The 22,508-nt window shown below is 45.4% G+C and carries 35 protein-coding genes; all 35 read right to left on the bottom strand.

What is annotated here, in order from left to right; all coding sequences use genetic code 11:
• Nucleotides 1-264 precede the first annotated feature (264 nt).
• Nucleotides 265-2,379: a glutamine synthetase III family protein gene (locus PGS38_RS03455; RefSeq protein ID WP_117813025.1), complete on the bottom strand. Its 2,115-nt coding sequence runs from the start codon at nt 2,377-2,379 to the stop codon at nt 265-267.
• A gap of 414 nt (nt 2,380-2,793) precedes the next feature.
• Nucleotides 2,794-3,657, bottom strand: a complete 864-nt coding sequence (gene fba / locus PGS38_RS03450) for a class II fructose-1,6-bisphosphate aldolase (RefSeq protein ID WP_022461579.1) — start codon at nt 3,655-3,657, stop codon at nt 2,794-2,796.
• A 179-nt stretch (nt 3,658-3,836) separates the two neighbouring features.
• Nucleotides 3,837-4,736 carry a diacylglycerol/lipid kinase family protein gene (locus tag PGS38_RS03445; RefSeq protein WP_022461578.1) on the bottom strand — a complete coding sequence of 300 codons (900 nt, stop codon included), beginning with the start codon at nt 4,734-4,736 and terminating at the stop codon, nt 3,837-3,839.
• Between the two features lie 186 nt (nt 4,737-4,922).
• On the bottom strand, nt 4,923-5,459 hold the full coding sequence (locus PGS38_RS03440) for a bL17 family ribosomal protein (protein ID WP_022461577.1): 537 nt from the start codon (nt 5,457-5,459) through the stop codon (nt 4,923-4,925).
• Between the two features lie 104 nt (nt 5,460-5,563).
• Nucleotides 5,564-6,526, bottom strand: coding sequence for a DNA-directed RNA polymerase subunit alpha (locus PGS38_RS03435; RefSeq protein WP_117510475.1), 963 nt, complete (start codon nt 6,524-6,526; stop codon nt 5,564-5,566).
• A gap of 72 nt (nt 6,527-6,598) precedes the next feature.
• Nucleotides 6,599-7,192: a 30S ribosomal protein S4 gene (gene rpsD, locus PGS38_RS03430; RefSeq protein ID WP_022461575.1), complete on the bottom strand. Its 594-nt coding sequence runs from the start codon at nt 7,190-7,192 to the stop codon at nt 6,599-6,601.
• 16 nt (nt 7,193-7,208) lie between these two features.
• Nucleotides 7,209-7,601 carry a 30S ribosomal protein S11 gene (gene rpsK, locus PGS38_RS03425; protein WP_022461574.1) on the bottom strand — a complete coding sequence of 131 codons (393 nt, stop codon included), beginning with the start codon at nt 7,599-7,601 and terminating at the stop codon, nt 7,209-7,211.
• Between the two features lie 50 nt (nt 7,602-7,651).
• The gene (rpsM, locus tag PGS38_RS03420; RefSeq protein ID WP_022461573.1) at nt 7,652-8,020 is read right to left on the bottom strand and encodes a 30S ribosomal protein S13; all 369 of its coding nucleotides are present in this window, start codon (nt 8,018-8,020) and stop codon (nt 7,652-7,654) included.
• A gap of 295 nt (nt 8,021-8,315) precedes the next feature.
• Entirely contained in the window at nt 8,316-8,429 is a 114-nt protein-coding gene (gene rpmJ, locus PGS38_RS03415) for a 50S ribosomal protein L36 (protein WP_003022746.1), read from the bottom strand.
• Nucleotides 8,426-8,629 (bottom strand): hypothetical protein, encoded by a 204-nt coding sequence (locus PGS38_RS03410; RefSeq protein WP_055220743.1) that lies wholly within the window; start codon nt 8,627-8,629, stop codon nt 8,426-8,428. The genes rpmJ and PGS38_RS03410 overlap by 4 nt, the downstream gene beginning before the upstream one ends.
• Before the next feature lie 93 nt (nt 8,630-8,722).
• The gene (locus PGS38_RS03405; protein ID WP_158581216.1) at nt 8,723-10,189 is read right to left on the bottom strand and encodes a VanW family protein; all 1,467 of its coding nucleotides are present in this window, start codon (nt 10,187-10,189) and stop codon (nt 8,723-8,725) included.
• Nucleotides 10,190-10,872: 683 nt separating this feature from the next.
• Nucleotides 10,873-11,091, bottom strand: coding sequence for a translation initiation factor IF-1 (gene infA, locus PGS38_RS03400; RefSeq protein ID WP_022461642.1), 219 nt, complete (start codon nt 11,089-11,091; stop codon nt 10,873-10,875).
• A 3-nt stretch (nt 11,092-11,094) separates the two neighbouring features.
• The gene (locus PGS38_RS03395) at nt 11,095-11,346 is read right to left on the bottom strand and encodes a KOW domain-containing RNA-binding protein (RefSeq protein WP_055220745.1); all 252 of its coding nucleotides are present in this window, start codon (nt 11,344-11,346) and stop codon (nt 11,095-11,097) included.
• Nucleotides 11,343-12,113, bottom strand: coding sequence for a type I methionyl aminopeptidase (map, locus tag PGS38_RS03390; protein WP_022461644.1), 771 nt, complete (start codon nt 12,111-12,113; stop codon nt 11,343-11,345). Before map ends, PGS38_RS03395 begins: the two co-directional genes overlap by 4 nt.
• A gap of 3 nt (nt 12,114-12,116) precedes the next feature.
• A complete protein-coding gene (locus PGS38_RS03385; protein ID WP_022461645.1) occupies nt 12,117-12,761 on the bottom strand; it encodes an adenylate kinase in 645 nt (214 codons plus the stop codon).
• Nucleotides 12,762-12,928: 167 nt separating this feature from the next.
• Nucleotides 12,929-14,245 (bottom strand): preprotein translocase subunit SecY, encoded by a 1,317-nt coding sequence (secY, locus tag PGS38_RS03380; protein ID WP_022461646.1) that lies wholly within the window; start codon nt 14,243-14,245, stop codon nt 12,929-12,931.
• Nucleotides 14,245-14,685, bottom strand: coding sequence for a 50S ribosomal protein L15 (rplO, locus tag PGS38_RS03375; protein ID WP_022461647.1), 441 nt, complete (start codon nt 14,683-14,685; stop codon nt 14,245-14,247). Before rplO ends, secY begins: the two co-directional genes overlap by 1 nt.
• Nucleotides 14,686-14,697: 12 nt before the next feature.
• On the bottom strand, nt 14,698-14,880 hold the full coding sequence (gene rpmD / locus PGS38_RS03370; protein ID WP_022461648.1) for a 50S ribosomal protein L30: 183 nt from the start codon (nt 14,878-14,880) through the stop codon (nt 14,698-14,700).
• Between the two features lie 14 nt (nt 14,881-14,894).
• Nucleotides 14,895-15,404: a 30S ribosomal protein S5 gene (gene rpsE / locus PGS38_RS03365; protein WP_022461649.1), complete on the bottom strand. Its 510-nt coding sequence runs from the start codon at nt 15,402-15,404 to the stop codon at nt 14,895-14,897.
• Nucleotides 15,405-15,424: 20 nt separating this feature from the next.
• On the bottom strand, nt 15,425-15,793 hold the full coding sequence (rplR, locus tag PGS38_RS03360; protein WP_022461650.1) for a 50S ribosomal protein L18: 369 nt from the start codon (nt 15,791-15,793) through the stop codon (nt 15,425-15,427).
• A 17-nt stretch (nt 15,794-15,810) separates the two neighbouring features.
• Nucleotides 15,811-16,350 carry a 50S ribosomal protein L6 gene (rplF, locus tag PGS38_RS03355; RefSeq protein ID WP_022461651.1) on the bottom strand — a complete coding sequence of 180 codons (540 nt, stop codon included), beginning with the start codon at nt 16,348-16,350 and terminating at the stop codon, nt 15,811-15,813.
• A gap of 80 nt (nt 16,351-16,430) precedes the next feature.
• Entirely contained in the window at nt 16,431-16,832 is a 402-nt protein-coding gene (gene rpsH / locus PGS38_RS03350) for a 30S ribosomal protein S8 (protein ID WP_022461652.1), read from the bottom strand.
• A gap of 24 nt (nt 16,833-16,856) precedes the next feature.
• On the bottom strand, nt 16,857-17,042 hold the full coding sequence (locus PGS38_RS03345) for a type Z 30S ribosomal protein S14 (protein WP_022461653.1): 186 nt from the start codon (nt 17,040-17,042) through the stop codon (nt 16,857-16,859).
• Nucleotides 17,043-17,058: 16 nt separating this feature from the next.
• Nucleotides 17,059-17,598, bottom strand: a complete 540-nt coding sequence (rplE, locus tag PGS38_RS03340) for a 50S ribosomal protein L5 (protein ID WP_022461654.1) — start codon at nt 17,596-17,598, stop codon at nt 17,059-17,061.
• A 20-nt stretch (nt 17,599-17,618) separates the two neighbouring features.
• Nucleotides 17,619-17,960, bottom strand: a complete 342-nt coding sequence (gene rplX / locus PGS38_RS03335; RefSeq protein ID WP_022461655.1) for a 50S ribosomal protein L24 — start codon at nt 17,958-17,960, stop codon at nt 17,619-17,621.
• Between the two features lie 10 nt (nt 17,961-17,970).
• A complete protein-coding gene (gene rplN / locus PGS38_RS03330; protein WP_022461656.1) occupies nt 17,971-18,339 on the bottom strand; it encodes a 50S ribosomal protein L14 in 369 nt (122 codons plus the stop codon).
• A gap of 35 nt (nt 18,340-18,374) precedes the next feature.
• Nucleotides 18,375-18,632, bottom strand: coding sequence for a 30S ribosomal protein S17 (gene rpsQ, locus PGS38_RS03325; protein ID WP_022461657.1), 258 nt, complete (start codon nt 18,630-18,632; stop codon nt 18,375-18,377).
• A gap of 16 nt (nt 18,633-18,648) precedes the next feature.
• The gene (gene rpmC / locus PGS38_RS03320; RefSeq protein WP_022461658.1) at nt 18,649-18,858 is read right to left on the bottom strand and encodes a 50S ribosomal protein L29; all 210 of its coding nucleotides are present in this window, start codon (nt 18,856-18,858) and stop codon (nt 18,649-18,651) included.
• Complete coding sequence (rplP, locus tag PGS38_RS03315) at nt 18,848-19,285, bottom strand: 50S ribosomal protein L16 (RefSeq protein ID WP_022461659.1); 438 nt, start codon at nt 19,283-19,285, stop codon at nt 18,848-18,850. The genes rpmC and rplP overlap by 11 nt, the downstream gene beginning before the upstream one ends.
• Nucleotides 19,286-19,287: 2 nt before the next feature.
• A complete protein-coding gene (gene rpsC, locus PGS38_RS03310) occupies nt 19,288-19,944 on the bottom strand; it encodes a 30S ribosomal protein S3 (protein WP_022461660.1) in 657 nt (218 codons plus the stop codon).
• A 12-nt stretch (nt 19,945-19,956) separates the two neighbouring features.
• A complete protein-coding gene (gene rplV / locus PGS38_RS03305; RefSeq protein ID WP_022461661.1) occupies nt 19,957-20,343 on the bottom strand; it encodes a 50S ribosomal protein L22 in 387 nt (128 codons plus the stop codon).
• A 33-nt stretch (nt 20,344-20,376) separates the two neighbouring features.
• A complete protein-coding gene (gene rpsS, locus PGS38_RS03300) occupies nt 20,377-20,658 on the bottom strand; it encodes a 30S ribosomal protein S19 (protein ID WP_022461662.1) in 282 nt (93 codons plus the stop codon).
• A gap of 11 nt (nt 20,659-20,669) precedes the next feature.
• The gene (gene rplB / locus PGS38_RS03295) at nt 20,670-21,515 is read right to left on the bottom strand and encodes a 50S ribosomal protein L2 (RefSeq protein WP_055266980.1); all 846 of its coding nucleotides are present in this window, start codon (nt 21,513-21,515) and stop codon (nt 20,670-20,672) included.
• 61 nt (nt 21,516-21,576) lie between these two features.
• Nucleotides 21,577-21,876, bottom strand: coding sequence for a 50S ribosomal protein L23 (gene rplW / locus PGS38_RS03290; protein WP_022461664.1), 300 nt, complete (start codon nt 21,874-21,876; stop codon nt 21,577-21,579).
• Entirely contained in the window at nt 21,876-22,496 is a 621-nt protein-coding gene (rplD, locus tag PGS38_RS03285) for a 50S ribosomal protein L4 (RefSeq protein WP_022461665.1), read from the bottom strand. Before rplD ends, rplW begins: the two co-directional genes overlap by 1 nt.
• Nucleotides 22,497-22,508 lie beyond the last annotated feature (12 nt).

The following is a 22,508-nucleotide window of genomic DNA, read 5'->3' as shown; positions in this document are numbered from 1 at the left end:
ACTAAAAAAAGAGGCTGTTGTCAAAAACAGCCTCTTTTTCTGCCCTGTTTTCACAGAATTTTTACAATTTAGCGGATCGTCTGCGGATTGTTTCAACTCACAGTCGGTATTTTCACGGAGTCTGACATGCCGAAAATAGTTCGACTGTGACTTACCTCATGTCAGTGGAGGATACCGATTTCTCTCCGCCCGCCACTGCCGTTGTGTTTCTTTTAACAATTCATCCCACCGCTTTAGAAGTGGGAGACTTCTTGTCTACTAGGGTTAAACCTCAAACATCAGATCGCCGTAGGACGGCATCGGCCACATCTCTTTGTCTACGATCATTTCCAGTTTGTCAACCGGTGCACGGAGTGCCTCCATAGCCGGAGCAACTTTCTCGTAGTAGTATTTTGCTTTTGCTTCGCCGTCTTCCATCTCGCATCCTGCATTCTCGATTGCGATCAGCTCGTCGAGTGCTTTCTGGGTCTCCTCAAGCAGTGCACTTGTCTCGTTCAGCAGATTCTTCTGTACACCAACTGCCGTAACACCTGCTGCGGTGATGGTGTTGATGGATCCAGCCAGGGAAGTCGCATATTTGATGACTGCCGGGATGATCTGTTTGCTTGCCATGTCGATCATGGTCTTTGCTTCGATGTTGATGGTCTTTGCATAGTTCTCGAATTTAACTTCTGCACGGGATACCAGCTCTGCCTCGGTGAATACTTTGAAATCGCCGAACAGTTTGATTGCGGTATCAGTGGTCAGTGCCGGGATTGCGTACACCATGGATTTGATGTTCGGAAGTCCTCTTCTCTCTGCCTCAGCTAACCACTCATCTGCATATCCGTCGCCATTGAAGATGATTCTCTGATGCTCACTTAAGTTCTTCTTGATCAGATCATGGACAGCGTCCTCAAAGTTTTCAGCGCCTTCCAGTACATCGCATGCATCGCGGAATGCTTCTGCAACGATGGTGTTCAGTACGATGTTCGGAGCTGCAACGGAGTCACGGGAACCAACCATACGGAACTCGAATTTGTTTCCGGTGAAGGCGAACGGTGAGGTTCTGTTACGGTCGGTAGCGTCTTTCTTGAGATCCGGAAGCGTCTTAACACCAGTCTCCAGAACGCCCTCTTTTTTACTCTTGGTTGCATTTCCGGTGCTGATCAGCTGCTCAACAACGTCCTCCAGCTGCTCGCCAAGGAATACGGAAATGATGGCCGGCGGTGCCTCGTTGGCTCCCAGTCTGTGATCGTTTCCCGGATCGGCTGCGGACTCACGGAGCAGATCTGCGTGAACATCAACAGCTTTCAGGACGCAGCTTAACACAAGCAGGAACTGAATGTTCTCGTGCGGTGTTTTGCCCGGCTCAAGAAGGTTGATGCCGTCATCTGTGGTGATGGACCAGTTGTTATGTTTTCCGGAACCGTTGACACCTGCGAACGGTTTCTCATGCAGCAGGCATTTCAGTCCGTGCTGGCATGCAACTCTCTTTAAGGTCTGCATTACGAGCTGGTTGTTGTCGACTGCTACGTTTGCCTCGGAATAGATGGAAGCCAGCTCATGCTGTGCCGGTGCAACCTCATTGTGCTGTGTCTTTGCGGTAACGCCCATCTTCCACAGCTCAATGTTGACCTCCTTCATAAAGGAAGCAATTCTCTGACGGATGGTTCCGAAATAGTGATCGTCCATCTCCTGTCCTTTTGGAGGCATTGCGCCGAACAGGGTACGGCCGGTGTAGATCAGGTCTTTTCTCTGCAGGAATTTCTCTGCATCTACCAGGAAGTATTCCTGCTCCGGTCCTACGGAAGGAGTTACTTTCTTGGAAGTGGTGTTTCCGAACAGTTTTAACAGACGCAGGGACTGTACATTCAGAGCTTCCATGGAACGAAGAAGCGGTGTTTTCTGGTCAAGCGCCTCTCCTGTGTAGGAGCAGAATGCAGTCGGAATGCAGAGGGTTGCGCCTGCTGCGTCCTGACGAACGAAAGCCGGTGAGGTGCAGTCCCATGCTGTATATCCTCTTGCCTCAAAGGTAGCACGCAGTCCACCGGACGGGAAAGAAGATGCATCCGGCTCGCCTTTGATCAGCTCTTTACCGGAGAAGCTCATCAGTACTTTGCCGTTCGGCATCGGTGCTGTAATAAAAGAATCGTGCTTTTCTGCAGTTGTACCAGTCAGCGGCTGGAACCAGTGTGTATAGTGTGTTGCTCCTTTTTCAATTGCCCATTCTTTCATCTCATGTGCAATCGTATCTGCAGTAGCAAGATCCAGCTCACCGCCTTCTTCGATGATCTTTTTCAGCTTCTTGTAAACATTTTTTGGAAGACGTTCCTGCATTACAGTGTCATTGAATACATTTTCGCCAAAGATTTTGGCCGGATTTACATATTCTCCCATTTTCTTTCTTCCTTTCCATTTGTGAATTTTGCGATGCGACCTTCCCGCCGGACTCTAAAAAGGTCCTGATACAAGAAAAAGGGGTTCTCAAAAAGCAGCTAAGGAAAGCTAAGTTTTTGTAGAACGCCCTTGTTTTACATTCGCATATGGATTTGATTTCCAACTGATACTAAAATAACTCAAAAACTTAAAAAACGCAAGTGCTTTTTTGAACTCAGTCCCTTTTTCGTATTATTTTACAAAACTTTCCTAATTCAGGCGAAAAAATTAGCGGATTCGATGAAAGCTTTCGCGGCAGTCGTCAAGATCTCGTGCAAGCACGGACTTCGACTCGTTGCTCGCGAAAAAAAATACTGTGCGGACCCTGAGGAGGAAGTCCCCCAGGAATCCTGCACAGCATTTTCGTGCTTAAACTCAGGCTTTGTTTGCAGAACCGAACAGTTCGATTTTTTCTCTTACAGTAGCTTTGATAGCTTCTGCGCCAGGAGCAAGGAGTTTACGAGGATCGAATCCTTTACCCTGCTGATCTTTGCCCTCTTCGATGTATTTACGTGTAGCTGCTGCGAATGCAAGCTGGCACTCTGTATTTACATTGATTTTGGAAACGCCAAGGTCAATGGCTTTCTTGATCATGTCATCCGGGATACCTGTACCACCGTGAAGAACGAGCGGCATAGTTCCTGTCAGCTCCTGTACAGCTGCCAGAGTCTCAAAGCTCAGTCCCTGCCAGTTAGCCGGGTATACACCGTGGATATTGCCGATACCTGCTGCAAGCATATCTACACCGAGGTCTGCAATCATCTTGCACTCGTTCGGATCAGCGCATTCGCCCATACCTACAACACCATCTTCTTCTCCACCGATAGAACCAACTTCTGCTTCCAGAGACATTCCTTTCTCTTTGCAAACAGCTACCAGTTCTTTTGTTTTTGCAACGTTCTCTTCGATCGGATAATGAGATCCGTCAAACATGATGGATGAGAAACCTGCTTCGATGCATTTGTAGCATCCTTCGTAGGTTCCATGGTCCAGATGCAGAGCAACCGGAACAGTGATGTTCAGTTCTTCGATCATAGCCTTTACCATAGCAGCTACAGTTTTAAAACCTGTCATGTATTTTCCTGCACCCTCAGATACGCCAAGGATAACCGGAGAATTCATCTCCTGTGCGGTAAGAAGGATGGATTTTGTCCACTCCAAGTTGTTGATGTTAAACTGACCAACTGCATAGTGGCCAGCTTTTGCTTTGTCCAACATTTCTTTTGCTGATACTAACATAGCTCAAATGACCTCCTGTGTCTGTAATTGTGCCGTGTACCGTTTTCAGGCTTACGGCATACTTGTTACTTTCATAACTGGTTTTATTATACAACATCTTTCTGCAAATGCCAAATGGTTTTCGTAGCGAAATCCATTTTTTTGCACTTTTTTGTGAAAAACTTATCAAAAAGCCGTGCCTACTTATTGTTCAGAACCAGTTCCATGGCATGTTTGCGCGCTTCGATGCAGACATAGCCGTGATCTCCGCCGTATTCGCCGTCCAGAGTCCAGGAAATCTCCTGGTTGGACTCGATGATGATGCGGTCGGTCTTGAACGAATCGATGAGGTCTGTGTGATCCTCCTGCATCAGCAGGGACGCAATGATCTCATTCAGTTCCAGCGGGTTTTTCGGGCGTTTGATCAGGGTTACCTCGAAGAGTCCGTCATCCAGGCGTACATCCTGTCCTGGCAGGTTTTTGAAGCCGCCGACGGACTTGGCATTCGTCACCATACCGTAGATATACTCTCCCTCAAAGGTTTCCCCGTTTGCCTCGACTTTAATCCAGTACGTCGGCACATTCCAGATCCGTTTGGATCCCTCCAGCAGGTATGCCAGATGGCCGAGAATGTTTTTCATGTGCTGATCTGTCTCATAGGAAACATCCGTGAAAAGGCCGAATGCAGCGATGTAGACAAAGCTGTCGTTGTTGAACGCTCCCACATCACAGGAATACAGGTTTCCCTCGATGATATCCTTTGCCGCCTGTACCATATCTTTCGAAATAGAAAGACTGTTTGCAAAGTCATTGGTGCTTCCGGCCGGAATATAACCGATCGGAACGCGCTGATCCACTTCCATCAGACCGCTGACAACTTCATCCAGTGTTCCGTCGCCCCCGCTGCAGACAACGAGATCCACCTGCGGCGCAAGCTCCTTTGTCTTTTCGAAACCATCTCCGACTGCCTGCGTCGGGTGGACAATGACTTCATATCCGCCTTTTACAAAAACATCGATAATTTCAAACAGTTTACTTTTAATCTGTGCTTTTCCGGAAAACGGATTAAAAATAAACAACATTTTTTTCTTGCTCTCCATGCAAATGCTCTCCTTTGTATCCCATTTTAGCTGTTCTGTATTCTGTATTGTACCTTATTCGCAAAGCAGATGCAACCCCGTACATTGCCACAATTTCGCAATTGTGTCATATAAAATATGATATACAACAAAACAGGAGCCACCTACTAAGAGGCAGCCCCTGCGAATTTCAAAACTATTTACAGATTAAACCAGCTCGATTACAACTTCCATAGCTGCATCACCTTTACGCGGTCCGATCTTGATGATACGGGTATATCCGCCGTTACGGTCTGCATATTTCGGAGCGATCTCATCGAACATTTTCTGTGGCATATCGATGGACTTGGTGTTTTTCTTGCGTCCTGCTGCTTCGGTCGGAACCTCTGTTACAGGATAGAAGAAGCTTGCCATCTGACGTCTAGCGTGAAGTCTGGACGGAAGATCTTTTTTGATCTCTTTCTGAACTTCATCGTATACGGTAACTTTTTTGCCGTCTTTTACTTCTTTCACACGTTTGCCATCAGCATCTTTGCGAGCTACTTTAGCAGTAACGGTAACGGTCTCAAAGTTATCTTTCTCTTTTACAGCCAGTGCGATCATGCTTTCAGCGATCTTGCGGATCTCTTTCGCTTTGGTCTCAGTGGTAACGATTTTTCCGTGATACAGAAGGTTGGTTACCTGGTTTCTTAATAATGCTTTTCTCTGGTCAGATGTTCTGCCAAGTTTTCTATATTTTGCCATTTTAAATTTTCCTCCATTTGTGGAACCCGCAAGTCATGCTGCCTCGGACTTACTGACAGGGGGTTTTCGTCTACAAATCAAACGGAAAGATAAATCGCTGTGATTTATTCTCCGTCCCCAGGACTCAGTGACAGTCCCAGTTCTTTCAGCTTTGCAAGTACCTCTTCCAGAGACTTGCGGCCCAGGTTACGAACCTTCATCATGTCTTCGGAAGTTTTGTTGCACAGCTCTTCTACGGTATTGATACCGGCACGTTTCAAGCAGTTATAGGAACGCACGGAAAGCTCAAGCTCGTCGATGTTCATCTCCAGAACTTTCTCTTTCTCATTGTCCTCTTTCTCGATCATAACTTCTGCTGTCTTCGCATTCTCAGACAGATCGATGAAGAGTTTCAGATGCTCGCTTAAAACCTTAGCTGCCAGGCTGACTGCCTCGTCCGGATCCAGTGTTCCTCTGGTGTAAACATCCAGTGTCAGTTTATCGTAATCGGTAATCTGACCTACACGGGTGTTCTCCACTTTGAGGTTTACACGCTCAACCGGTGTATAGATAGCATCCACAGCGAGAACGCCGATCGGCATGTCATCGCTCTTGCCTTTGTCAGCACTGATATAACCGCGGCCTTTTGTGATCGTCAGCTCCATGTACAGCTTGCTGTCCGGGCCGCCGTTCAGGGTTGCGATTACCTGATCCGGATTCATGATCTCAATATCCTGATCTACCTGAATATCGGATGCTCTTACAACTCCCTCGCCCTCGAACTCAATATAAGCAACTTTTGCTTCGTTGGTTACGCTGTTATTGCGGATTGCAAGGCTCTTCAGGTTCATGATGATTTCTGTAACGTCTTCTTTTACTCCAGGGATGGAGCTGAATTCATGAAGAACGCCCTCGATTTTAACCTGGCTTACTGCTGCTCCAGGGAGGGAAGAAAGCATAATTCTGCGAAGAGAATTACCTAATGTGATACCGTAGCCTCTTTCCAGAGGTTCAACCACAAATCTGCCGTACTTCTTGTCATCAGAAATCTCAGTAATTTCAATTTTCGGTTTGTTAAAATCAAACACTCGAAAGCCCCTCCTTTTAAATTGGTTGGCTCATTACTCATGGGAATAAAGCCTTCCGCGTATGGCGATTCTTTATTTAGAATACAGCTCGACGATCTGCACTTCGTCAACCGGAACATCGATCATTTCGCGGGTAGGACGCTCTTTTACAACACCTTTGAGTGCCTCAAGATCAGCCTCGATCCATTCCGGAGTCAGACGGCCGCCTGTAACCTCTACGATGTCTTTATATCTCTGAGAGGATTTTTTACCCTCTTTGATTTCGATGGTATCACCAGCGCTTACAAGGTAAGACGGGATATTTACCTGTTTGCCGTTAACCAGAACGTGTTTGTGGTCAACGATCTGACGTGCTTCTTTTCTGGTTCTAGCCATTCCCATACGGAACAGAACGTTGTCCAGACGGAGCTCAAGAAGGATCATCAGGTTCTCACCAGTCTGTCCTTCCATTCTGTCAGCCTTTTTGTAATAGTTAACAAAAGGTTTCTCCAGAACGCCGTAGATGAATTTTGCTTTCTGTTTTTCTCTTAACTGAAGACCATACTCAGACATTTTTCTGTTTGCTCTTTTCAGCTGTCTTGTGGACTTCTTATCAATTCCAAGATATACAGGATCCATTCCGAGGGATCTGCATCTTTTCAGGACTGGTACTCTATTTACTGCCATGTTCTTAACCTCCTAATCAGACTCTTCTACGTTTTGGTGGGCGGCATCCGTTGTGCGGAACCGGTGTTACGTCGCGGATGCTTGTAACTTCAAGACCGCATGCCTGAAGGGCACGGATTGCAGCTTCACGACCTGATCCTGGTCCTTTTACCATAACGTCAACAGTCTTTAAGCCATGAACCAGCGCTGCTTTGGTAGCAGTTTCTGCAGCCATCTGAGCTGCGTATGGAGTAGATTTTCTTGAACCTCTAAATCCCAGACCGCCGGCACTTGCCCAAGAAAGAGCATTTCCTTCTGCATCAGTCAGTGTTACGATTGTATTATTGAAGGAAGACTGGATATGTGCCTGTCCGTGTTCAACGTTTTTTCTGACACGACGTTTTGTCGTTTTCTTTGTCACTTTTGCCATTTTAAAACTAACCTACACTTTCTTAATCTTATATTGGACTACTGGTTAAATTATTTCTTCTTATTTGCAACAGTTCTCTTAGGACCTTTGCGAGTTCTTGCGTTGGTCTTTGTTTTCTGACCACGAACCGGAAGGCCTTTACGATGACGGATACCTCTGTAGCATCCGATCTCCTGCAGACGTTTGATGTTCATAGCGATTTCTCTACGAAGATCTCCTTCTACAACCTGACTCTCATCGATAACTGCGCTGAGTCTCTTTACTTCATCGTCTGTCAAATCTCTGCAGCGTGTGTCCGGATTTACTCCAGCTTCTTTTAAGATACGATCTGCACTTGTTCTACCGATTCCGTAGATATAGGTCAGACCAATCTCAACACGTTTGTCTCTTGGTAAGTCTACACCAGCTATACGAGCCATGTACTTTGTCCTCCATTTTTCTAAAACATTAATATTTTCCTAATTGGGATACAGGTATGCGTGTATCCAGCCGTGTTCGCACGACCTTTCTCCTTCTGCCACCTGACAGATCGGAGTATTAAGCAATATTATAAGGGATGTCTGCGCTCCGCGCGTCCACCCGCCGGAGGTGTCCTGGCTGCAACTTGCCAGGTGTCTCACTTTATAATATTAACAGCAGAACAACGCATTCACGCGCGTCCTCGCTGCAGCCGCACTTAAAATCTGCACAATTACGATCAAGCCTAATGACGGATTAGCCCTGGCGCTGTTTGTGCTTTGGATTCTCACAAATGATTCTGATGCTACCTTTTCTTTTGATAACTTTGCATTTCTCGCAGATCGGTTTTACAGAAGATCTAACCTTCATGATGAATCCTCCTTTCTTTGCTCCTTAGCGCCCCGTGTAGGGGAATTTTCTGTTGTAAACTTTTGGAATGCGTTTTCTTTTTGTGGGTTAGAAAAAAGTCCACGCGCAAAAGTTCGTTTTATAGTATAGCATTTTGTTCCCGGAAATGCAAGAAATTTTTTACATATTTTTTCATTTTTTTTTGCTCTTTTTCTGTGCATTTTTTCATCTCTCCCACCGGTAAGAAAAAAACAGGCCGGACAGATTTCTCTTCTCTGTCCCGCCTGTTTTTTACAGGTAACATCTTTTTTGCATCATGATCCTGAGTTCAGCGGTTTGTATTTGCTTGCGCATACGGATTCTGATTTTACTACATTTCCGCTTGCATCTTTATAATCACGATACGTTACATTACTCATCTCATCGATCTGCTCTACCCTTGGCTCAATGGTATAGTCGTTTTCTTTTGTTCCGAGAATTTTTACGGTCAGTGTATCACTGCTGTCCATATTCATCACAATTTTCACCGGATACTTATGATTATTTTCAAATTTGAAATCCGGTGAATCCCAGAATACGGTTGCATCCATTCCTGACGGCACATAATGTACCGGCATCGAATGGTTGGCTCTTTCCAACACATCAAGGTCTGTATACAAAATAGCGGAAAACAGTGTGGAGGACACCTGGCATTCGCCTCCTCCAAGTACCTGGACGACTTTGCCATCCTGATAGCCTGCTGCCTCCTGGTATCCTTTTTCTGCCGTTGTATCACCTACGACACCATTAAAAGAGAAGGTTTCTCCCGGCAGAACGATCTGCCCGTTGCAGATAGATGCCGTAAGTCCGACGTTGTGAATTCTTCCGCTCGTTCCACCTGCTGCGCTGGAGCTGTAACTTCCAAGCGTGTCTTTAAACAGATTTGCGTTCATCTTCTCGGTTGTAATCTCCGGCTCGGTAAAGGTAAACGGAATCGTGATATCCGTATTTTCTTCTGCACTCTCATACTCGGCTTTCGCACTGTCCGCATCCATTGAGGTTCCGTTTTTCGATGCCACAACGGAATATCCGTTGTCCGGATCCAGCGTCGCATTGACCGGCTCGGTATAAATCTGGCTTGCAATTCCGGCAAAATCCGGCTCCGTCAGCTGATTTTCTGCCGTCGGGCAGGAAATTACATCCTGGAAATTCATTGCTGTCACATTCGTCTGGATCTGCTGTTTTAAAGCATCCACATCCGGTCTGGTTCCGGAAATGCCTTTATGCACGATCAGGCCGGTATCTGTTACTTCATATGTAGTATCCTGCATGGAGTTGTAATCCTGAATGCCGGATGCCTGTACAATTCCTTCCACCTCATCTGGATGGGCCACAGTCGGCTGCACATCATAGGAAAGTTTCTCTGCCTTTCCCCGTTTCATCTCGACCCACTCCAGACCGCGAACCAGAAGATTTCCATGGCCTTTTTCATATGCTTTTTCAATTTCTGCGGAAGCATCCATCCCCAGCATTGGAAATACGTTCATCGTATACTGCTGACCATCCAGCTCAACGGTAACAGCTGTATCTTTATAATCTTCTTCAAACTTCTGTTCCACTGTCTGTGCAGCTTCTTTTTTGCTCATTCCCTGAATGTTTACTCCGTTAATAGAAGCATCTGCCCAGATTTTGTCATCCTCGATGATCAGACAGAAGATTCCATATGCAGCGGCAAGTAAAACAATCACTGCAACTACGCTCAATGCTGCAACAAGGCCTTTTTTCTTTCCCCTTTTTGTCATTGCACATTTTCCTTTCCTGTTATCTGTAAGGAGCAGCGATGCCATTGCTGCAGATCCGAATTTTTTTCAGACTGCAGCCTGCTGTTTCATAAAATGTTTCCCTGATTTCTGCCGGTACATGGATTTTACCGCACCGCACAGGAGATCCTTCCCGGTAAAATTTCTCCGTAAAGTTTCTCTATTGCATTGTATCACATTATTTTGAGAATTCAACCAAATATTTCAACTTCACACAGAATTCACAAACATATATTCTTCTGTCGCTTTCGAACCCTCATCTGTCATTTTCACGGTTTTCCGGCCGCTCTTTTCTCCTGTCTTTTCACTTTTTCTTTTTTTTCTGACGGTTTAAAAATTTTGTTTCAAAAGTGCACAAATTCTCCTGGTTTTTACAAAAAGTTTTCATAAAATTTTATACTTTTTTCATTGCTTTTTCTATTAAAATATTGCATAATACATCTGGAAGGTTTCAAAAGGGACTGAAAAGAAATTCAGATGCCCGCCGCCGCGGATGCTGCAGGGTTTGCAGACTGGTGCTTGCTTTGTGGCTGTCAGAAATCTGAAGGCCGGTGATCGAAATCTTTGTTCTGTAGAACGGTTACTGTTATTGGGGATGAATACAGAGAAACACATACAGAGAAAAAGCCATCCGGCATGCCGGATGGCTTTTTTTATCGTATTTCTTATTTATCTCTCCAGATAATACGTCCCTTGTCCAGATCGTATGGGGACAGCTCGATGGTTACTTTGTCTCCCGGAAGAATACGGATAAAGTTCATACGCAGCTTTCCGCTGATATGAGCCAGTACAACGTGTTTATTTTCCAGTTCTACTTTAAACATTGCGTTTGGTAATTTCTCGAGGACAGTTCCCTCTACCTCAATTACATCTGCCTTAGACATTGATTAATCCTCCTTCAACTCTTTGCAACTTTTTTCTTTTAATGCCTTACGGATATCTTCATCACGAACCGCATCCGTCATTTCGTAATCCGGCTGTACGTGAATCAGCTTCTTCTTTTTCGGCCGGTTGGCGGTACGGATTTTTCCGTCCACCAGGAATACGTATGGCTCCTGTACATCCGAAATCACATACAGCCTTCCTTTATCGTGGCCGGCCAGGCTTCTGGCAAACATTCCTTTCACAATCGGTTTCATAAATCCTCCTCCGTATGCGAAAGTGTCAGAATTTCCGGTTCTCCCTCCGTAATCAGAATCGTGTTCTCATAATGTGCGGCAAGAGAGCCGTCTTCTGTCACAACAGTCCAGTCATCATCCAGCCATCTGACTGCATAGCCTCCGGCTGTGATCATCGGCTCGATGGCGAGCGTCATGCCAGGCTGCAGACGGACGCCGCGGCTTGGCTGTGCGAAGTTCGGCACTGCCGGATCTTCGTGCAGGTGCGTTCCGATGCCGTGGCCTACCAGGTCGCGGACAACGCCGTAGCCGAAGCTCTCTGCGTATGCACCGATCGCCGCCGAAATCTCATGAAGATGATGGCCTGCTTTTGCGTATTTGATTCCTTCAAAAAAGGCCTGGCGTGTTACTTCCACCAGTTTTCTTGCCTCCGGCGAGATCTCACCGACCGCGTGTGTGCGGGCTGCGTCGGAATGGTATCCTTCATAGATAAGTCCCGCATCCAGGCTGACAATGTCGCCCTCTTTCAGAATCCGTTTTTTACTTGGGATTCCGTGAACCACTTCTTCGTTCACAGAAACGCAGATCGAAGCCGGATACCCATTATAGTTTAAAAAGTTGGGAGTGCATCCGAAGCTGCGGATCATCTCTTCTCCGAGCTTGTTGATTTCCCAGGTTGACATTCCCGGATGGATGGCGCGGCCTAATTCATCGTGTACCTTCTCCAGCAGTTCACCGGCACGGCGCATTTTTTCAATTTCCCGGGCAGTTTTAATTGATATGGACATCCTTTACGCTCCTAAAATCTTTACTATATCCTGAAATACCACGTTGATATCCTGGGTTCCGTCAACTTCCACCAGAACATTGGCTTTCTTATAGTAGTCAATCAGAGGCTGTGTCTGAGCATGGTATACAGACAGTCTCTTCTGTACGGTCTCAGGTTTATCGTCATCACGGAGAACCAGCTCGCCGCCGCAGGTATCGCATACATCTTCTACCTTTGGTGCGTTAAATTCTACATGATAGGTTGCTCCGCATCCGATGCAGGCACGGCGTCCGCCCATACGGTGAACGATATTTTCATCCGGTACTTCTACATTGATTGCGTAGTCAATTTTCTCTCCGCGTGCTTCCAGGGCTTTGGTCAGTGCCTCTGCCTGCGGAATCGTTCTTGGGAAGCCATCCAGCACGTAGCCCTTTGCTGCGTCCGGTTTGGAAATACGGTCTACAACAAGATCGCAGGTCAGCTCGTCTGGAACGAGTTCTCCCTTGTCCATGAATGCTTTCGCTTTCTTTCCAAGCTCGGTTCCCTCTTTGATATTTGCGCGGAAGATATCGCCGGTTGAAATATGAGGAATCTCATATTTTGCAGCGATCTGTTTTGCCTGTGTACCTTTTCCGGCACCAGGTGCCCCCAACATAATAATTTTCATGCGCTTTTCCTCCCATGTTTGAATTTGCAGCAATCCACTGCGTGTAATTTACCCTATTATACCATAAAATAAACCACAATAGCAAAAATTTTCTCTGTTAAAGCCTCTTTAAAAGCGCTTTAAACAAAAGAAAGGGCCTGTCTTATCCAGACAGTCCCTCTTATGCCTTAATCGTTTAAGAATCCTTTGTAATTGCGTACCAGCATCATGGATTCAATCTGTTTTAAGGTTTCCAGAATTACGCTGGCAATAATGATCAGAGAAGTACCTCCAAAGGATACATTCGCTTTGAAAAATCCATTAAAGAAAAATGGAATCACTGCAACAATGGTAAGACCTGCTGCACCGATAAAAATAATATAGCTGAGCAGATTGTTCAGATAATCTACCGTGGATTTACCCGGGCGGATGCCTGGGATAAAGCCGCCCTGTTTTTTCATGTTATCTGCAACTTCCATCGGGTTGAAGGTGATGGAGGTATAGAAATAAGCGAAGAAAATAACAAGGACAATGTAGAGAATCAGGCCCAGCGAAGCAACTGGATTGGTTTTATCAAACCAGTTGTTGGAATTCAGCATCTTGATCAGCGTTCCGCCGATGCCTTTGATATCCGACTTTCCGACAAACGACAGGATAATCGATGGGAAAGACATGATGGATGATGCAAAGATGATCGGGATAACGCCCGCTGTATTTACCTTCAGCGGAATATTGGATGACTGTCCGCCAACCATTTTTCTTCCGGCCATTTTCTTGGAATACTGTACCGGAATTCTTCTCTCAGCGCCATTCAGGATCAGTACCAGCACAACAACAGCGATGATCACAACAGCGATGATAATCCACATCAGCAGACCACGCGCGATGGTTTTGCCTTTTACGAAGGTTTCGTAAAGGGTTACCATATCCTGCGGGATTCTGGAAAGGATGTTGATTAACAGGACCATAGAAATACCATTTCCAACGCCCTTGTCGTTGATCTGTTCTCCCACCCACATAAGGAAGGCAGAACCGGCTGTCAGAGCTGCCACTACAACAATCACATTAACTGCGTTAAAAGTGGTGAGGAGTCCCTGGCGTCCAAAGCCTACTGCCATGGCAACAGACTCAAACAATGCAAGACCTACTGTCACATAACGAGTAATCGCAGTCATTTTCTTTCTTCCCTCTTCGCCGTCACGCTGCATTTCCTCAAGTCGTGGAATTGCAATGGTGAGCAGCTGAATAATGATGGAAGAAGTAATGTACGGTGTAATACTCAGAGCAAAGATGGAGAAACGGTCGAAACCGCCGCCCGTGAATGCATTCAGGAAGCTGAATGCCTCATTCGTATTATTTGCAAAATAATTCGCAAAAAAGCTTGTATTGACACCCGGTACAGGCATCTGAGAGCCTAACCGGATGACAACAAGCATCATAAGCACATAAAATATTTTGCGACGAACATCTTTGACCTTAAATGCATTGATAAAGGTCTTAAACATTAGATCACCTCGACTGTTCCACCTGCCGCTTCAATTTTTGCCTTTGCGCTCTCGCTGAAAGCATTTGCTTTTACAGTGAGTTTTTTGGTGACTTCACCGTTTCCAAGGATTTTTACGCCATCTCTCGGATTGGAAACAAGACCAGTCTCAATCATAGTTTCTACGGTTACAACAGCTCCGTCCTCATAACGATTCAGAGCATCTACATTGATTCCAACGATTTCCTTGGAGTTTCTGTTTTTGAAACCTCTCTTCGGAAGACGTCTGTATAAAGGCATCTGGCCACCTTCAAATCCCGGTCTCGGTGCTCCGGAACGTGCTTTCTGTCCTTTGTGGCCTTTACCTGCTGTTTTACCATTTCCTGAACCATGTCCACGGCCTCTGCGGAAGTTATCGTTCTGTCTGGAACCTTCAGCCGGCTGTAAATTAGATAAGTCCATTACGGTACCTCCTTATGCTTCTTCTACTTTAACCAGGTAAGAAACCTGATTAACCATGCCGCGAACTGCTGCGTTATCCGGCAGTTCTACCGTCTTGTTAACTTTTTTCAGACCCAGTGCTTCCACGGTTCTTCTGTGTTTCGGAACACATCCGATCGGGGATTTCACCAGTGTTACTTTTAATTTATCTGCCATTTTTCACATCCTCCTTAAGCAAAGATCTCGTTTGTAGATTTGCCGCGAAGTCTTGCTACTTCTTCTGGAGTCTTCAGCTCAGACAGACCAGCGATGGTAGCCAGAACTACGTTCTGCTTATTTCTGGATCCAAGGGATTTTGTACGGATGTTCTTAATACCAGCTAACTCGATTACGGCACGGGCTGGGCCACCAGCGATGACACCAGTACCTTCAGGAGCTTTCTTTAACAGAACCTCTGCGCTTCCGAATTTACCTACGTAGTCATGAGTGATACTTCCGTTCTCATTGATTGCTACGCTTACCAGTTTCTTCATAGCGTCTTCTTTACCTTTGCGGATAGCTTCCGGAATCTCGGCTGCTTTTCCAAGGCCTGCGCCTACGTGTCCATTGCCGTCGCCGACAACTACTAAAGCTGTGAAACGGAAGTTACGACCACCTTTAACAACTTTTGTAACACGCTTAATTGATACGACTTTTTCTTCCAGTTCGAACTGGCTTGCATCAATAATTGTATGCTTCATGTGTTCTTTTCCTTCCTTTCTTAGAATACCAGCCCAGCTTCTCTAGCTGCGTCTGCGAATGCCTGGATTTTTCCCTGGTAGATGAATCCGCCACGGTCAAATACAACTTCAGTAATACCTGCTTCTACAGCTTTCTTTCCAAGAACGGTTCCAAGATATGCTGCTGCATCTACATTGTTGGTTTTCTCAAGCTCTGCTTTAACATCTTTCTGAAGAGTAGAAGCAGAAACTAAAGTATTTCCAATCGTATCGTCGATAATCTGAGCATACATATGGTTATTGCTGCGGAATACACACAGACGCGGACGCTGTGCAGTACCTACGATATGATTACGTAATCTTCTATGCTTTTTCTGGCGCATCTGCGCTCTTGATACTTTACTAATCATGTTCACACTCTCCTTAATTATTTCTTACCAGTCTTACCAACTTTACGTCTGATCACTTCATCAGCATACTTGATTCCCTTGCCCTTGTATGGCTCAGGTCTTCTCTTGTCTCTGATTTCAGCGGCATACTGGCCAACTTTCTCTTTGCTGATACCGGAAACAATGATCTTGTTGCCGTCTACAGCGGAGGAGAGTCCTTCCGGATCGATCATCTCTACCGGATGAGAATATCCAAGAGACAGAACTAATTTGTTGCCCTGTTTTGCAGCTCTGTAACCTACACCGTTTACTTCCAGTGTTTTGGTATAGCCTTCGCTAACACCAATTACCATGTTGTGGATCAGAGTTCTGGTCAGACCATGAAGAGCTTTCATTTTCTTCAGATCGTTCGGTCTTGTAACTACTACATGTCCGTCTTCCAGTTTGATGGTCATTTCAGACGGGAGAGTTCTCTCTAATGTTCCTTTTGGTCCTTTTACTACAACGTGGTTGTTTTCCTGGATGTCTACTGTTACACCTGCAGGAATTGCCACTGGCAGTCTTCCAATACGTGACATACCAATTTCCTCCTATTAACTTAGATTTTCGGAGAGAGCTTTAAGCTCTCTCTGTTTTCAGTTGCCTTGTTTCGTTTCTATTACCAAACGAATGCCAGAACCTCGCCGCCGACCTGCAGCTTACGAGCTTCTTTATCGGTGATAACACCCTGGTTTGTGGAAAGAATAGCGATTCCAAGTCCGCCAAGTACTCTCGGCAGCTCATCTTTGCCAACATAGATTCTCAGACCCGGTTTGGAGATTCTCTTCAGACCGGTGATGATCTTCTCGTTTTTGTCAGCGCCATATTTCAGGGTGATGTGCATATTCTGGAATGCACCCTCATCGCTGAGTTCATATTTTGCAATGTATCCCTCGTTTACCAGGATATCAGCGATTGCGATTTTCATTTTGGATGCCGGAACATCTACTGTATCATGTTTTGCAGTGTTAGCGTTACGGATTCTTGTAAGCATATCTGCAATCGGATCACTCATACTCATTTGAATTTGCCTCCTTCTAAAATTTTACCAACTAGCTTTCTTAACGCCAGGAATCTGGCCTTTGTATGCTAATTCACGGAAGCAGATTCTGCAGATTCCGTATTTTCTTAAATATGCGTGTGGACGGCCACAAATTCTGCAACGATTGTATTCTCTTGTAGAGAATTTAGCTTTGCGCTGCTGTTTGATTTTCATTGCTGTTTTAGCCATGAATCAATTCCTCCTATTACTTTGCGAATGGCATGTTGAATAATGTCAGTAATTCACGAGCTTCTTCATCTGTGTTAGCAGTGGTAACGAAGATAATGTCCATACCTCTGACTTTATCAACTTTATCATACTCGATCTCTGGGAAAATCAGCTGCTCTTTGATACCAAGAGCATAGTTTCCTCTGCCATCGAAAGCGTTCGGATTTACGCCGCGGAAGTCACGTACACGAGGCAGTGCCAGGTTGATCAGGCGGTCTGCGAACTCGTACATTTTCTCGCCACGAAGGGTAACTTTGCATCCGATCGGCATACCCTCACGGATTTTAAAGTTTGCTACGGAATTTTTCGCTTTGGTGGTAACTGCTTTCTGTCCGGTGATAGCTTCCATATCACTGATTGCAGCGTCCAGAAGTTTAGCGTTCTCCTTAGCTTCACCAACACCCATGTTGATTACGATTTTGGAGAGCTTCGGCACTTCCATCACGTTTTTGTATCCAAATTTTTTGGTCATTGCATCAACGATCTGCTCGTTGTAAAGATCTTTCAGTCTACTCACGGTTTTGCCTCCTCTCTTCCTTAATCAATTACTGCGCCGTTCAGCTCTTTTGCTTTTGCAACGCGGGTTCTAACAGCTTTTGTTTTGCCGTTTTTCTCAACCATCTCAACTTTGATTCCAACGCGGGTCGGAACTCCTTTTACAACCAGCATTACGTTGGATGCATCGATAGGAGCTTCTTTGTTAACGATTCCGCCCTGCTGATTGCTCATAGACGGTTTCTCATGCTTTGTAATCATGTTTACGCCTTCAACAACAACACGGTTGTTCTTTACGTCAACGCTGACTACTTTGCCGGTTTTGTCTTTATCTTTGCCGGCGATTACCTTTACGGTATCGCCTTTTTTAATCTTCATTGACATAGCTGTCCTCCTATAATACTTCCGGAGCTAAGGAAACAATCTTCATGAACTGTTTCTCACGAAGCTCTCTGGCTACTGGTCCAAAAATACGGGTTCCTTTTGGAGTTTTGTCATCTTTGATAATAACTGCTGCGTTCTCATCAAATTTGATGTAAGAACCGTCTTTACGACGAGCGCCTTTTACGCTTCTTACAACAACAGCTTTTACTACGTCACCTTTTTTAACAACGCCGCCTGGTGTTGCATCTTTGACCGAAGCAACGATTACATCACCAATGTTGGCATATCTTCTTGTAGAACCGCCCATAACACGAATGCATAAGATTTCTTTTGCACCGGTGTTGTCAGCGACTTTCAGTCTAGTTTCCTGCTGAATCATGCTGGTATTCCTCCTTTAGCATTCTGATCTCTTATTTATTTCGCTTTCTCAACGATCTCCACAAGTCTCCATCTCTTATCTTTGGATAAAGGTCTTGTTTCCATAACTCGTACGGTATCACCTACATGGCACTCGTTGTTTGCATCGTGTGCTTTCAGCTTATATGTGCTTTTTACAATTTTCTTGTACAGAGGATGTTTTACATGGTCTTCGATGGCAACCACGATAGTCTTATCCATCTTATCGCTGACAACTTTGCCCACGCGAGTTTTTCTAAGATTTCTTTCTTCCACGATATTTTCCTCCTAATTACTCAGCTGCGTTTGCCTTCTGGGCAATAACAGTCTGGATTCTTGCAATATTTTTGCGAACCTCTTTGATTCGGCTTGTATTGTCAAGCTGGTTGGTTGCATTCTGGAATCTTAAATTGAAGAGTTCCTTTTTAGCAGCTACTAATTCGTCATTCAGCTCAGCTGCGCTCTTTGTATTTAAATCTTTTACAAATTCGTTAGTTTTCACTGTTATCACCGCCTTCTAAGTCTGCACGAGAAACAACTTTGCATTTACATGGTAACTTATGCATGGCAAGACGTAATGCCTCGCGGGCTGTTTCTTCCGGAACACCTGCGATTTCGAACATTACACGGCCTGGTTTTACTACTGCTACCCAGTACTCCAGAGAACCTTTTCCGGAACCCATTCGGGTTTCAGCCGGCTGTGCGGTTACTGGTTTGTCCGGGAAAATTTTGATCCAAACTTTACCACCACGTTTGATGTAACGTGTCATGGCGATACGGGCTGCCTCGATCTGGTTGGATTTGATCCAGCATGGCTCAAGGGCTACGAGACCAAATTCACCGTAGTTAATTTTGTTTCCTCTGAGGGCTTTACCCTTCATGGAACCACGGAACTGTTTACGACGTTTTACTCTCTTCGGCATTAACATAATTAATTCTCGCTCCCTTCCTTTTTAGTTCTGGTTGGAAGTACTTCGCCATTGTAGATCCATGCTTTTACGCCAACTTTACCGTAAGTGGTATCTGCTTCAGCGAATCCATAATCGATATCGGCACGCAGGGTCTGCAGCGGAATAGTTCCCTCGCTGTAGAACTCGGTACGAGCCATATCAGCTCCACCAAGACGTCCGGATACAGATGTTTTGATTCCCTTAGCGCCAGCTCTCATCGTACGCTGCATGGTAGACTTCATAGCACGACGGAAGGAAATACGGTTTTCCAGCTGTAATGCAATGTTCTCAGCAACGAGCTGTGCATCGCGGTCCGGTCTTTTTACTTCTTTGATATCTACGATAAGCTTTTTGTCAGTCAGTTTCTGAACTTCAGCTTTTACTTTCTCGATCTCTGCTCCGCCTTTACCGATAACAACGCCCGGTTTTGCGGTGTAGATGATAACTTTTACTCTGTCAGATGCTCTTTCGATTTCGATCTTGGAAACACCTGCGCTGTACAGTTTCTTCTTCAGGTATGTGCGGATGTTGTAGTCCTCTACGAGGTTATCTGCGAAATCACCCTCGGCATACCATTTGGAATCCCAGTCTTTAATAACACCGACTCTCAGGCCGTGTGGATTAACTTTCTGTCCCATGACATGTCCTCCTTATTTCTCGTCTAACACAATCGTGATGTGGCTGTTTCTCTTCAGGATTCTGTAAGCTCTGCCCTGTGCTCTCGGATGAATTCTCTTCATGGTCGGAGCCTTGTTAGCGAAGCACTCAGCTACATACAGGTTTTCTCTGGAAAGACCGTTGTTGTTCTCAGCGTTTGCGATTGCGGACTCCAGCAGTTTTTTCACTACGCTGGAGGCATATCTCGGGTTATAAGTTACAATACCAAGTGCGGTTGTTACGTCTTTACCGCGGATTGCATCTAAAACAAATCCAGCTTTCTGCGCAGACATTCTAGCGTAGGATAACTTTGCAGACGGTCTGGTATCTTTGTTAGCATTTCTTGCTCTTTTAATCTGACTTCTATGTCCTTTAGCCATTGCTAAAAAACCTCCTCTCTCAAATCATTCTACTTAGCGGACGCCGGATTTCTTCTCGTCCTTGCCGTGACCTCTGTAGGTTCTGGTTGCTACGAACTCACCGAGTTTGTGTCCAACCATATCCTCTGTAACGTATACCGGCACATGTTTTCTTCCGTCATGAACAGCGATTGTGTGTCCAACGAATGACGGGAAGATTGTAGAACGACGTGACCAGGTTTTAATGACTGTTTTATCTCCTGAAGCGTTTGCAGCGTCAACTTTCTTTAACAGGCTTTCATCTGCAAATGGTCCTTTTTTTAATGAACGAGACATCGTTTACCTCCTTATTTCGATAAAGCTTTTCCATCGCGTCTTCTTACGATGTACTTGTTAGACTGCTTGTTCTTTGCTCTGGTCTTCAGGCCAAGAGCCGGTTTTCCCCAAGGAGTAGACGGGCCCGGACGTCCGATACCGGTCTTTCCTTCTCCACCACCATGTGGATGGTCATTCGGGTTCATGACAGAACCACGTACAGTCGGGCGGATACCCATGTTACGTTTCCGTCCTGCTTTACCAATGTTGATCAGGCTGTGCTCGCCATTTCCAACAACACCGATGGATGCACGGCAGTTGATCGGAACCATTCTCATCTCTCCAGACGGAAGACGAAGGGTTGCGTATTTACCTTCTTTAGCCATCAGCTGAGCGCCATTACCAGCTGCACGAACAAGCTGTCCGCCTTTGCCTGCATGAAGCTCTACGTTGTGAACCATGGTACCAACCGGAATCTCGGACAGCGGCAGGCAGTTTCCAGGTCTTACCTCGGCAGCAGCGCCGCTCATAACCTTCATGCCAACTTTCAGTCCTTCCGGAGCCAGGATGTATGCTTTCTCGCCGTCTGCATAGCAGATCAGAGCGATGTTTGCTGTTCTGTTCGGATCGTACTCGATCGATTTAACGATTGCCGGAACATCATCTTTTCTTCTCTTGAAGTCGATGATTCTGTATTTTCTTCTGCTTCCGCCTCCGCGGTGTCTTACAGTGATTTTACCCTGGTTGTTACGACCAGCGTTTTTCTTCAGGGACACTACCAGAGATTTCTCCGGTGTGCTCTTCGTGATTTCGTTGAAATCAGAGGAGGTCATGTGTCTTCTGGAAGGTGTATATGGGTTAAAGCTTTTGATTCCCATTACTTTGTTCTCCTTTCATTTCGTATCGCACTTATGTGTGCATATTTCGAACAGCTGCTAATTAAAGTCCTTCGAAGATTTCGATGTCTTTGCTGTCCTCGGTCAGAGCAACGATTGCTTTCTTGCTCTTTGCAGTTTTTCCAACTACCATTCCACGACGTTTGTTCTTTCCGTCCATGTTCATGGTGTTTACGCTTTTTACTTTTGTTCCTTCGAACATTTTCTCAACTGCTTCTTTAATCTGAGATTTGTTTGCTTCCGGGTGAACCATAAATGTGTATTTCTTCTCGCCCATAGCGTTCATGCTCTTCTCAGTTACGATTGGTTTCAGGATTACGTCGTAATATCTGATATCTGCCATTATGCGTACACCTCCTCGATAGATGCAACACTGCTCTTGGTTGCGATGATGGTGTTGTATTTCAGCATGTCGAATACATTGATGGTATTAACAGATGCAGTCTGAACGCCGGCAATATTTCTTGCGGAAAGTGCTACGTTTTCGCTGTCATCTCCGATGATTACCAGTGCGTTGTTTACTTTGAGGTTATCAAGCACTTTCTTCATCTCTTTTGTTTTAACCTCTGCAAGTTTCAGCTCATCAAGAACGATGAATTTGTTCTCCTGAACTTTGCTTGTCAGAACGGATTTTAATGCAGCTCTTTTCTCTTTCTTGTTCATTTTGAAAGAGTAATCTCTTGGTACTGGAGCGAATACAACTCCGCCGCCTGTCCACTGAGGAGCTCTTGTTGAACCCTGTCTTGCGTGACCTGTTCCTTTCTGTCTCCACGGTTTTCTTCCGCCACCGCTTACTTCGGAACGGGTTTTAGCTTTCTGAGTTCCCTGACGATTATTTGCAAGCTGAAGCACTACAGCCTGATGTACCAGATGCTCGTTGATTTCTACACCGAACACTGCATCATTAAGCTCCATGCTGCCAACTTCTTTGCCTTCCATATTTAATACAGATACGTTAGCCATTACGTGTGTTCC

Source organism: Fusicatenibacter saccharivorans (assembly GCF_027667425.1).
Lineage (GTDB): Bacteria > Bacillota > Clostridia > Lachnospirales > Lachnospiraceae > Fusicatenibacter > Fusicatenibacter saccharivorans.
Note: the sequence above shows the minus strand (reverse complement) of the source record. Positions and strands in the feature narration are given on the sequence as shown.

Bases quoted from the DNA above. Each gene is read 5' to 3' on its own strand.
- PGS38_RS03385 (WP_022461645.1), bottom strand. From the start codon at position 12,761: ATGAAAATTATTATGTTGGGGGCACCTGGTGCCGGAAAAGGTACACAG.
- PGS38_RS03455 (WP_117813025.1), bottom strand. From the start codon at position 2,379: ATGGGAGAATATGTAAATCCGGCCAAAATCTTTGGCGAAAATGTATTC.
- PGS38_RS03395 (WP_055220745.1), bottom strand. From the start codon at position 11,346: ATGAAACCGATTGTGAAAGGAATGTTTGCCAGAAGCCTGGCCGGCCAC.
- PGS38_RS03445 (WP_022461578.1), bottom strand. From the start codon at position 4,736: ATGGAGAGCAAGAAAAAAATGTTGTTTATTTTTAATCCGTTTTCCGGA.
- rplX (WP_022461655.1), bottom strand. From the start codon at position 17,960: ATGTCAATGAAGATTAAAAAAGGCGATACCGTAAAGGTAATCGCCGGC.
- infA (WP_022461642.1), bottom strand. From the start codon at position 11,091: ATGTCTAAGGCAGATGTAATTGAGGTAGAGGGAACTGTCCTCGAGAAA.
- PGS38_RS03405 (WP_158581216.1), bottom strand. From the start codon at position 10,189: ATGACAAAAAGGGGAAAGAAAAAAGGCCTTGTTGCAGCATTGAGCGTA.
- rpsE (WP_022461649.1), bottom strand. From the start codon at position 15,404: ATGAAGCATACAATTATTGATGCAAGCCAGTTCGAACTGGAAGAAAAA.
- rplR (WP_022461650.1), bottom strand. From the start codon at position 15,793: ATGATTAGTAAAGTATCAAGAGCGCAGATGCGCCAGAAAAAGCATAGA.
- rpsK (WP_022461574.1), bottom strand. From the start codon at position 7,601: ATGGCAAAAGTGACAAAGAAAACGACAAAACGTCGTGTCAGAAAAAAC.
- map (WP_022461644.1), bottom strand. From the start codon at position 12,113: ATGTCCATATCAATTAAAACTGCCCGGGAAATTGAAAAAATGCGCCGT.
- rplF (WP_022461651.1), bottom strand. From the start codon at position 16,350: ATGTCACGTATTGGAAGACTGCCAGTGGCAATTCCTGCAGGTGTAACA.
- rpmD (WP_022461648.1), bottom strand. From the start codon at position 14,880: ATGGCAGATAAATTAAAAGTAACACTGGTGAAATCCCCGATCGGATGT.
- rpsS (WP_022461662.1), bottom strand. From the start codon at position 20,658: ATGTCTCGTTCATTAAAAAAAGGACCATTTGCAGATGAAAGCCTGTTA.
- rpmJ (WP_003022746.1), bottom strand. From the start codon at position 8,429: ATGAAGGTTAGATCTTCTGTAAAACCGATCTGCGAGAAATGCAAAGTT.
- rpsM (WP_022461573.1), bottom strand. From the start codon at position 8,020: ATGGCTCGTATAGCTGGTGTAGACTTACCAAGAGACAAACGTGTTGAG.
- rpsH (WP_022461652.1), bottom strand. From the start codon at position 16,832: ATGAGTATGAGTGATCCGATTGCAGATATGCTTACAAGAATCCGTAAC.
- rplV (WP_022461661.1), bottom strand. From the start codon at position 20,343: ATGGCTAAAGGACATAGAAGTCAGATTAAAAGAGCAAGAAATGCTAAC.
- rpsD (WP_022461575.1), bottom strand. From the start codon at position 7,192: ATGGCAGTAAATAGAGTACCAGTCCTGAAAAGATGCAGATCCCTCGGA.
- rplN (WP_022461656.1), bottom strand. From the start codon at position 18,339: ATGATTCAGCAGGAAACTAGACTGAAAGTCGCTGACAACACCGGTGCA.
- rplW (WP_022461664.1), bottom strand. From the start codon at position 21,876: ATGGCAGATATCAGATATTACGACGTAATCCTGAAACCAATCGTAACT.
- PGS38_RS03345 (WP_022461653.1), bottom strand. From the start codon at position 17,042: ATGGCTAAAACAGCAATGAAAATCAAACAGCAGCGCAAAGCTAAATTC.
- fba (WP_022461579.1), bottom strand. From the start codon at position 3,657: ATGTTAGTATCAGCAAAAGAAATGTTGGACAAAGCAAAAGCTGGCCAC.
- rplP (WP_022461659.1), bottom strand. From the start codon at position 19,285: ATGTTAATGCCGAAGAGAGTAAAACGTCGTAAACAGTTCCGTGGTTCC.
- rpsC (WP_022461660.1), bottom strand. From the start codon at position 19,944: ATGGGACAGAAAGTTAATCCACACGGCCTGAGAGTCGGTGTTATTAAA.
- secY (WP_022461646.1), bottom strand. From the start codon at position 14,245: ATGTTTAAGACCTTTATCAATGCATTTAAGGTCAAAGATGTTCGTCGC.
- rplB (WP_055266980.1), bottom strand. From the start codon at position 21,515: ATGGGAATCAAAAGCTTTAACCCATATACACCTTCCAGAAGACACATG.
- rplD (WP_022461665.1), bottom strand. From the start codon at position 22,496: ATGGCTAACGTATCTGTATTAAATATGGAAGGCAAAGAAGTTGGCAGC.
- rplO (WP_022461647.1), bottom strand. From the start codon at position 14,685: ATGGACTTATCTAATTTACAGCCGGCTGAAGGTTCCAGACAGAACGAT.
- PGS38_RS03440 (WP_022461577.1), bottom strand. From the start codon at position 5,459: ATGGCAAAATATAGAAAACTTGGCAGAACATCTGACCAGAGAAAAGCA.
- PGS38_RS03410 (WP_055220743.1), bottom strand. From the start codon at position 8,629: ATGCACAGAAAAAGAGCAAAAAAAAATGAAAAAATATGTAAAAAATTT.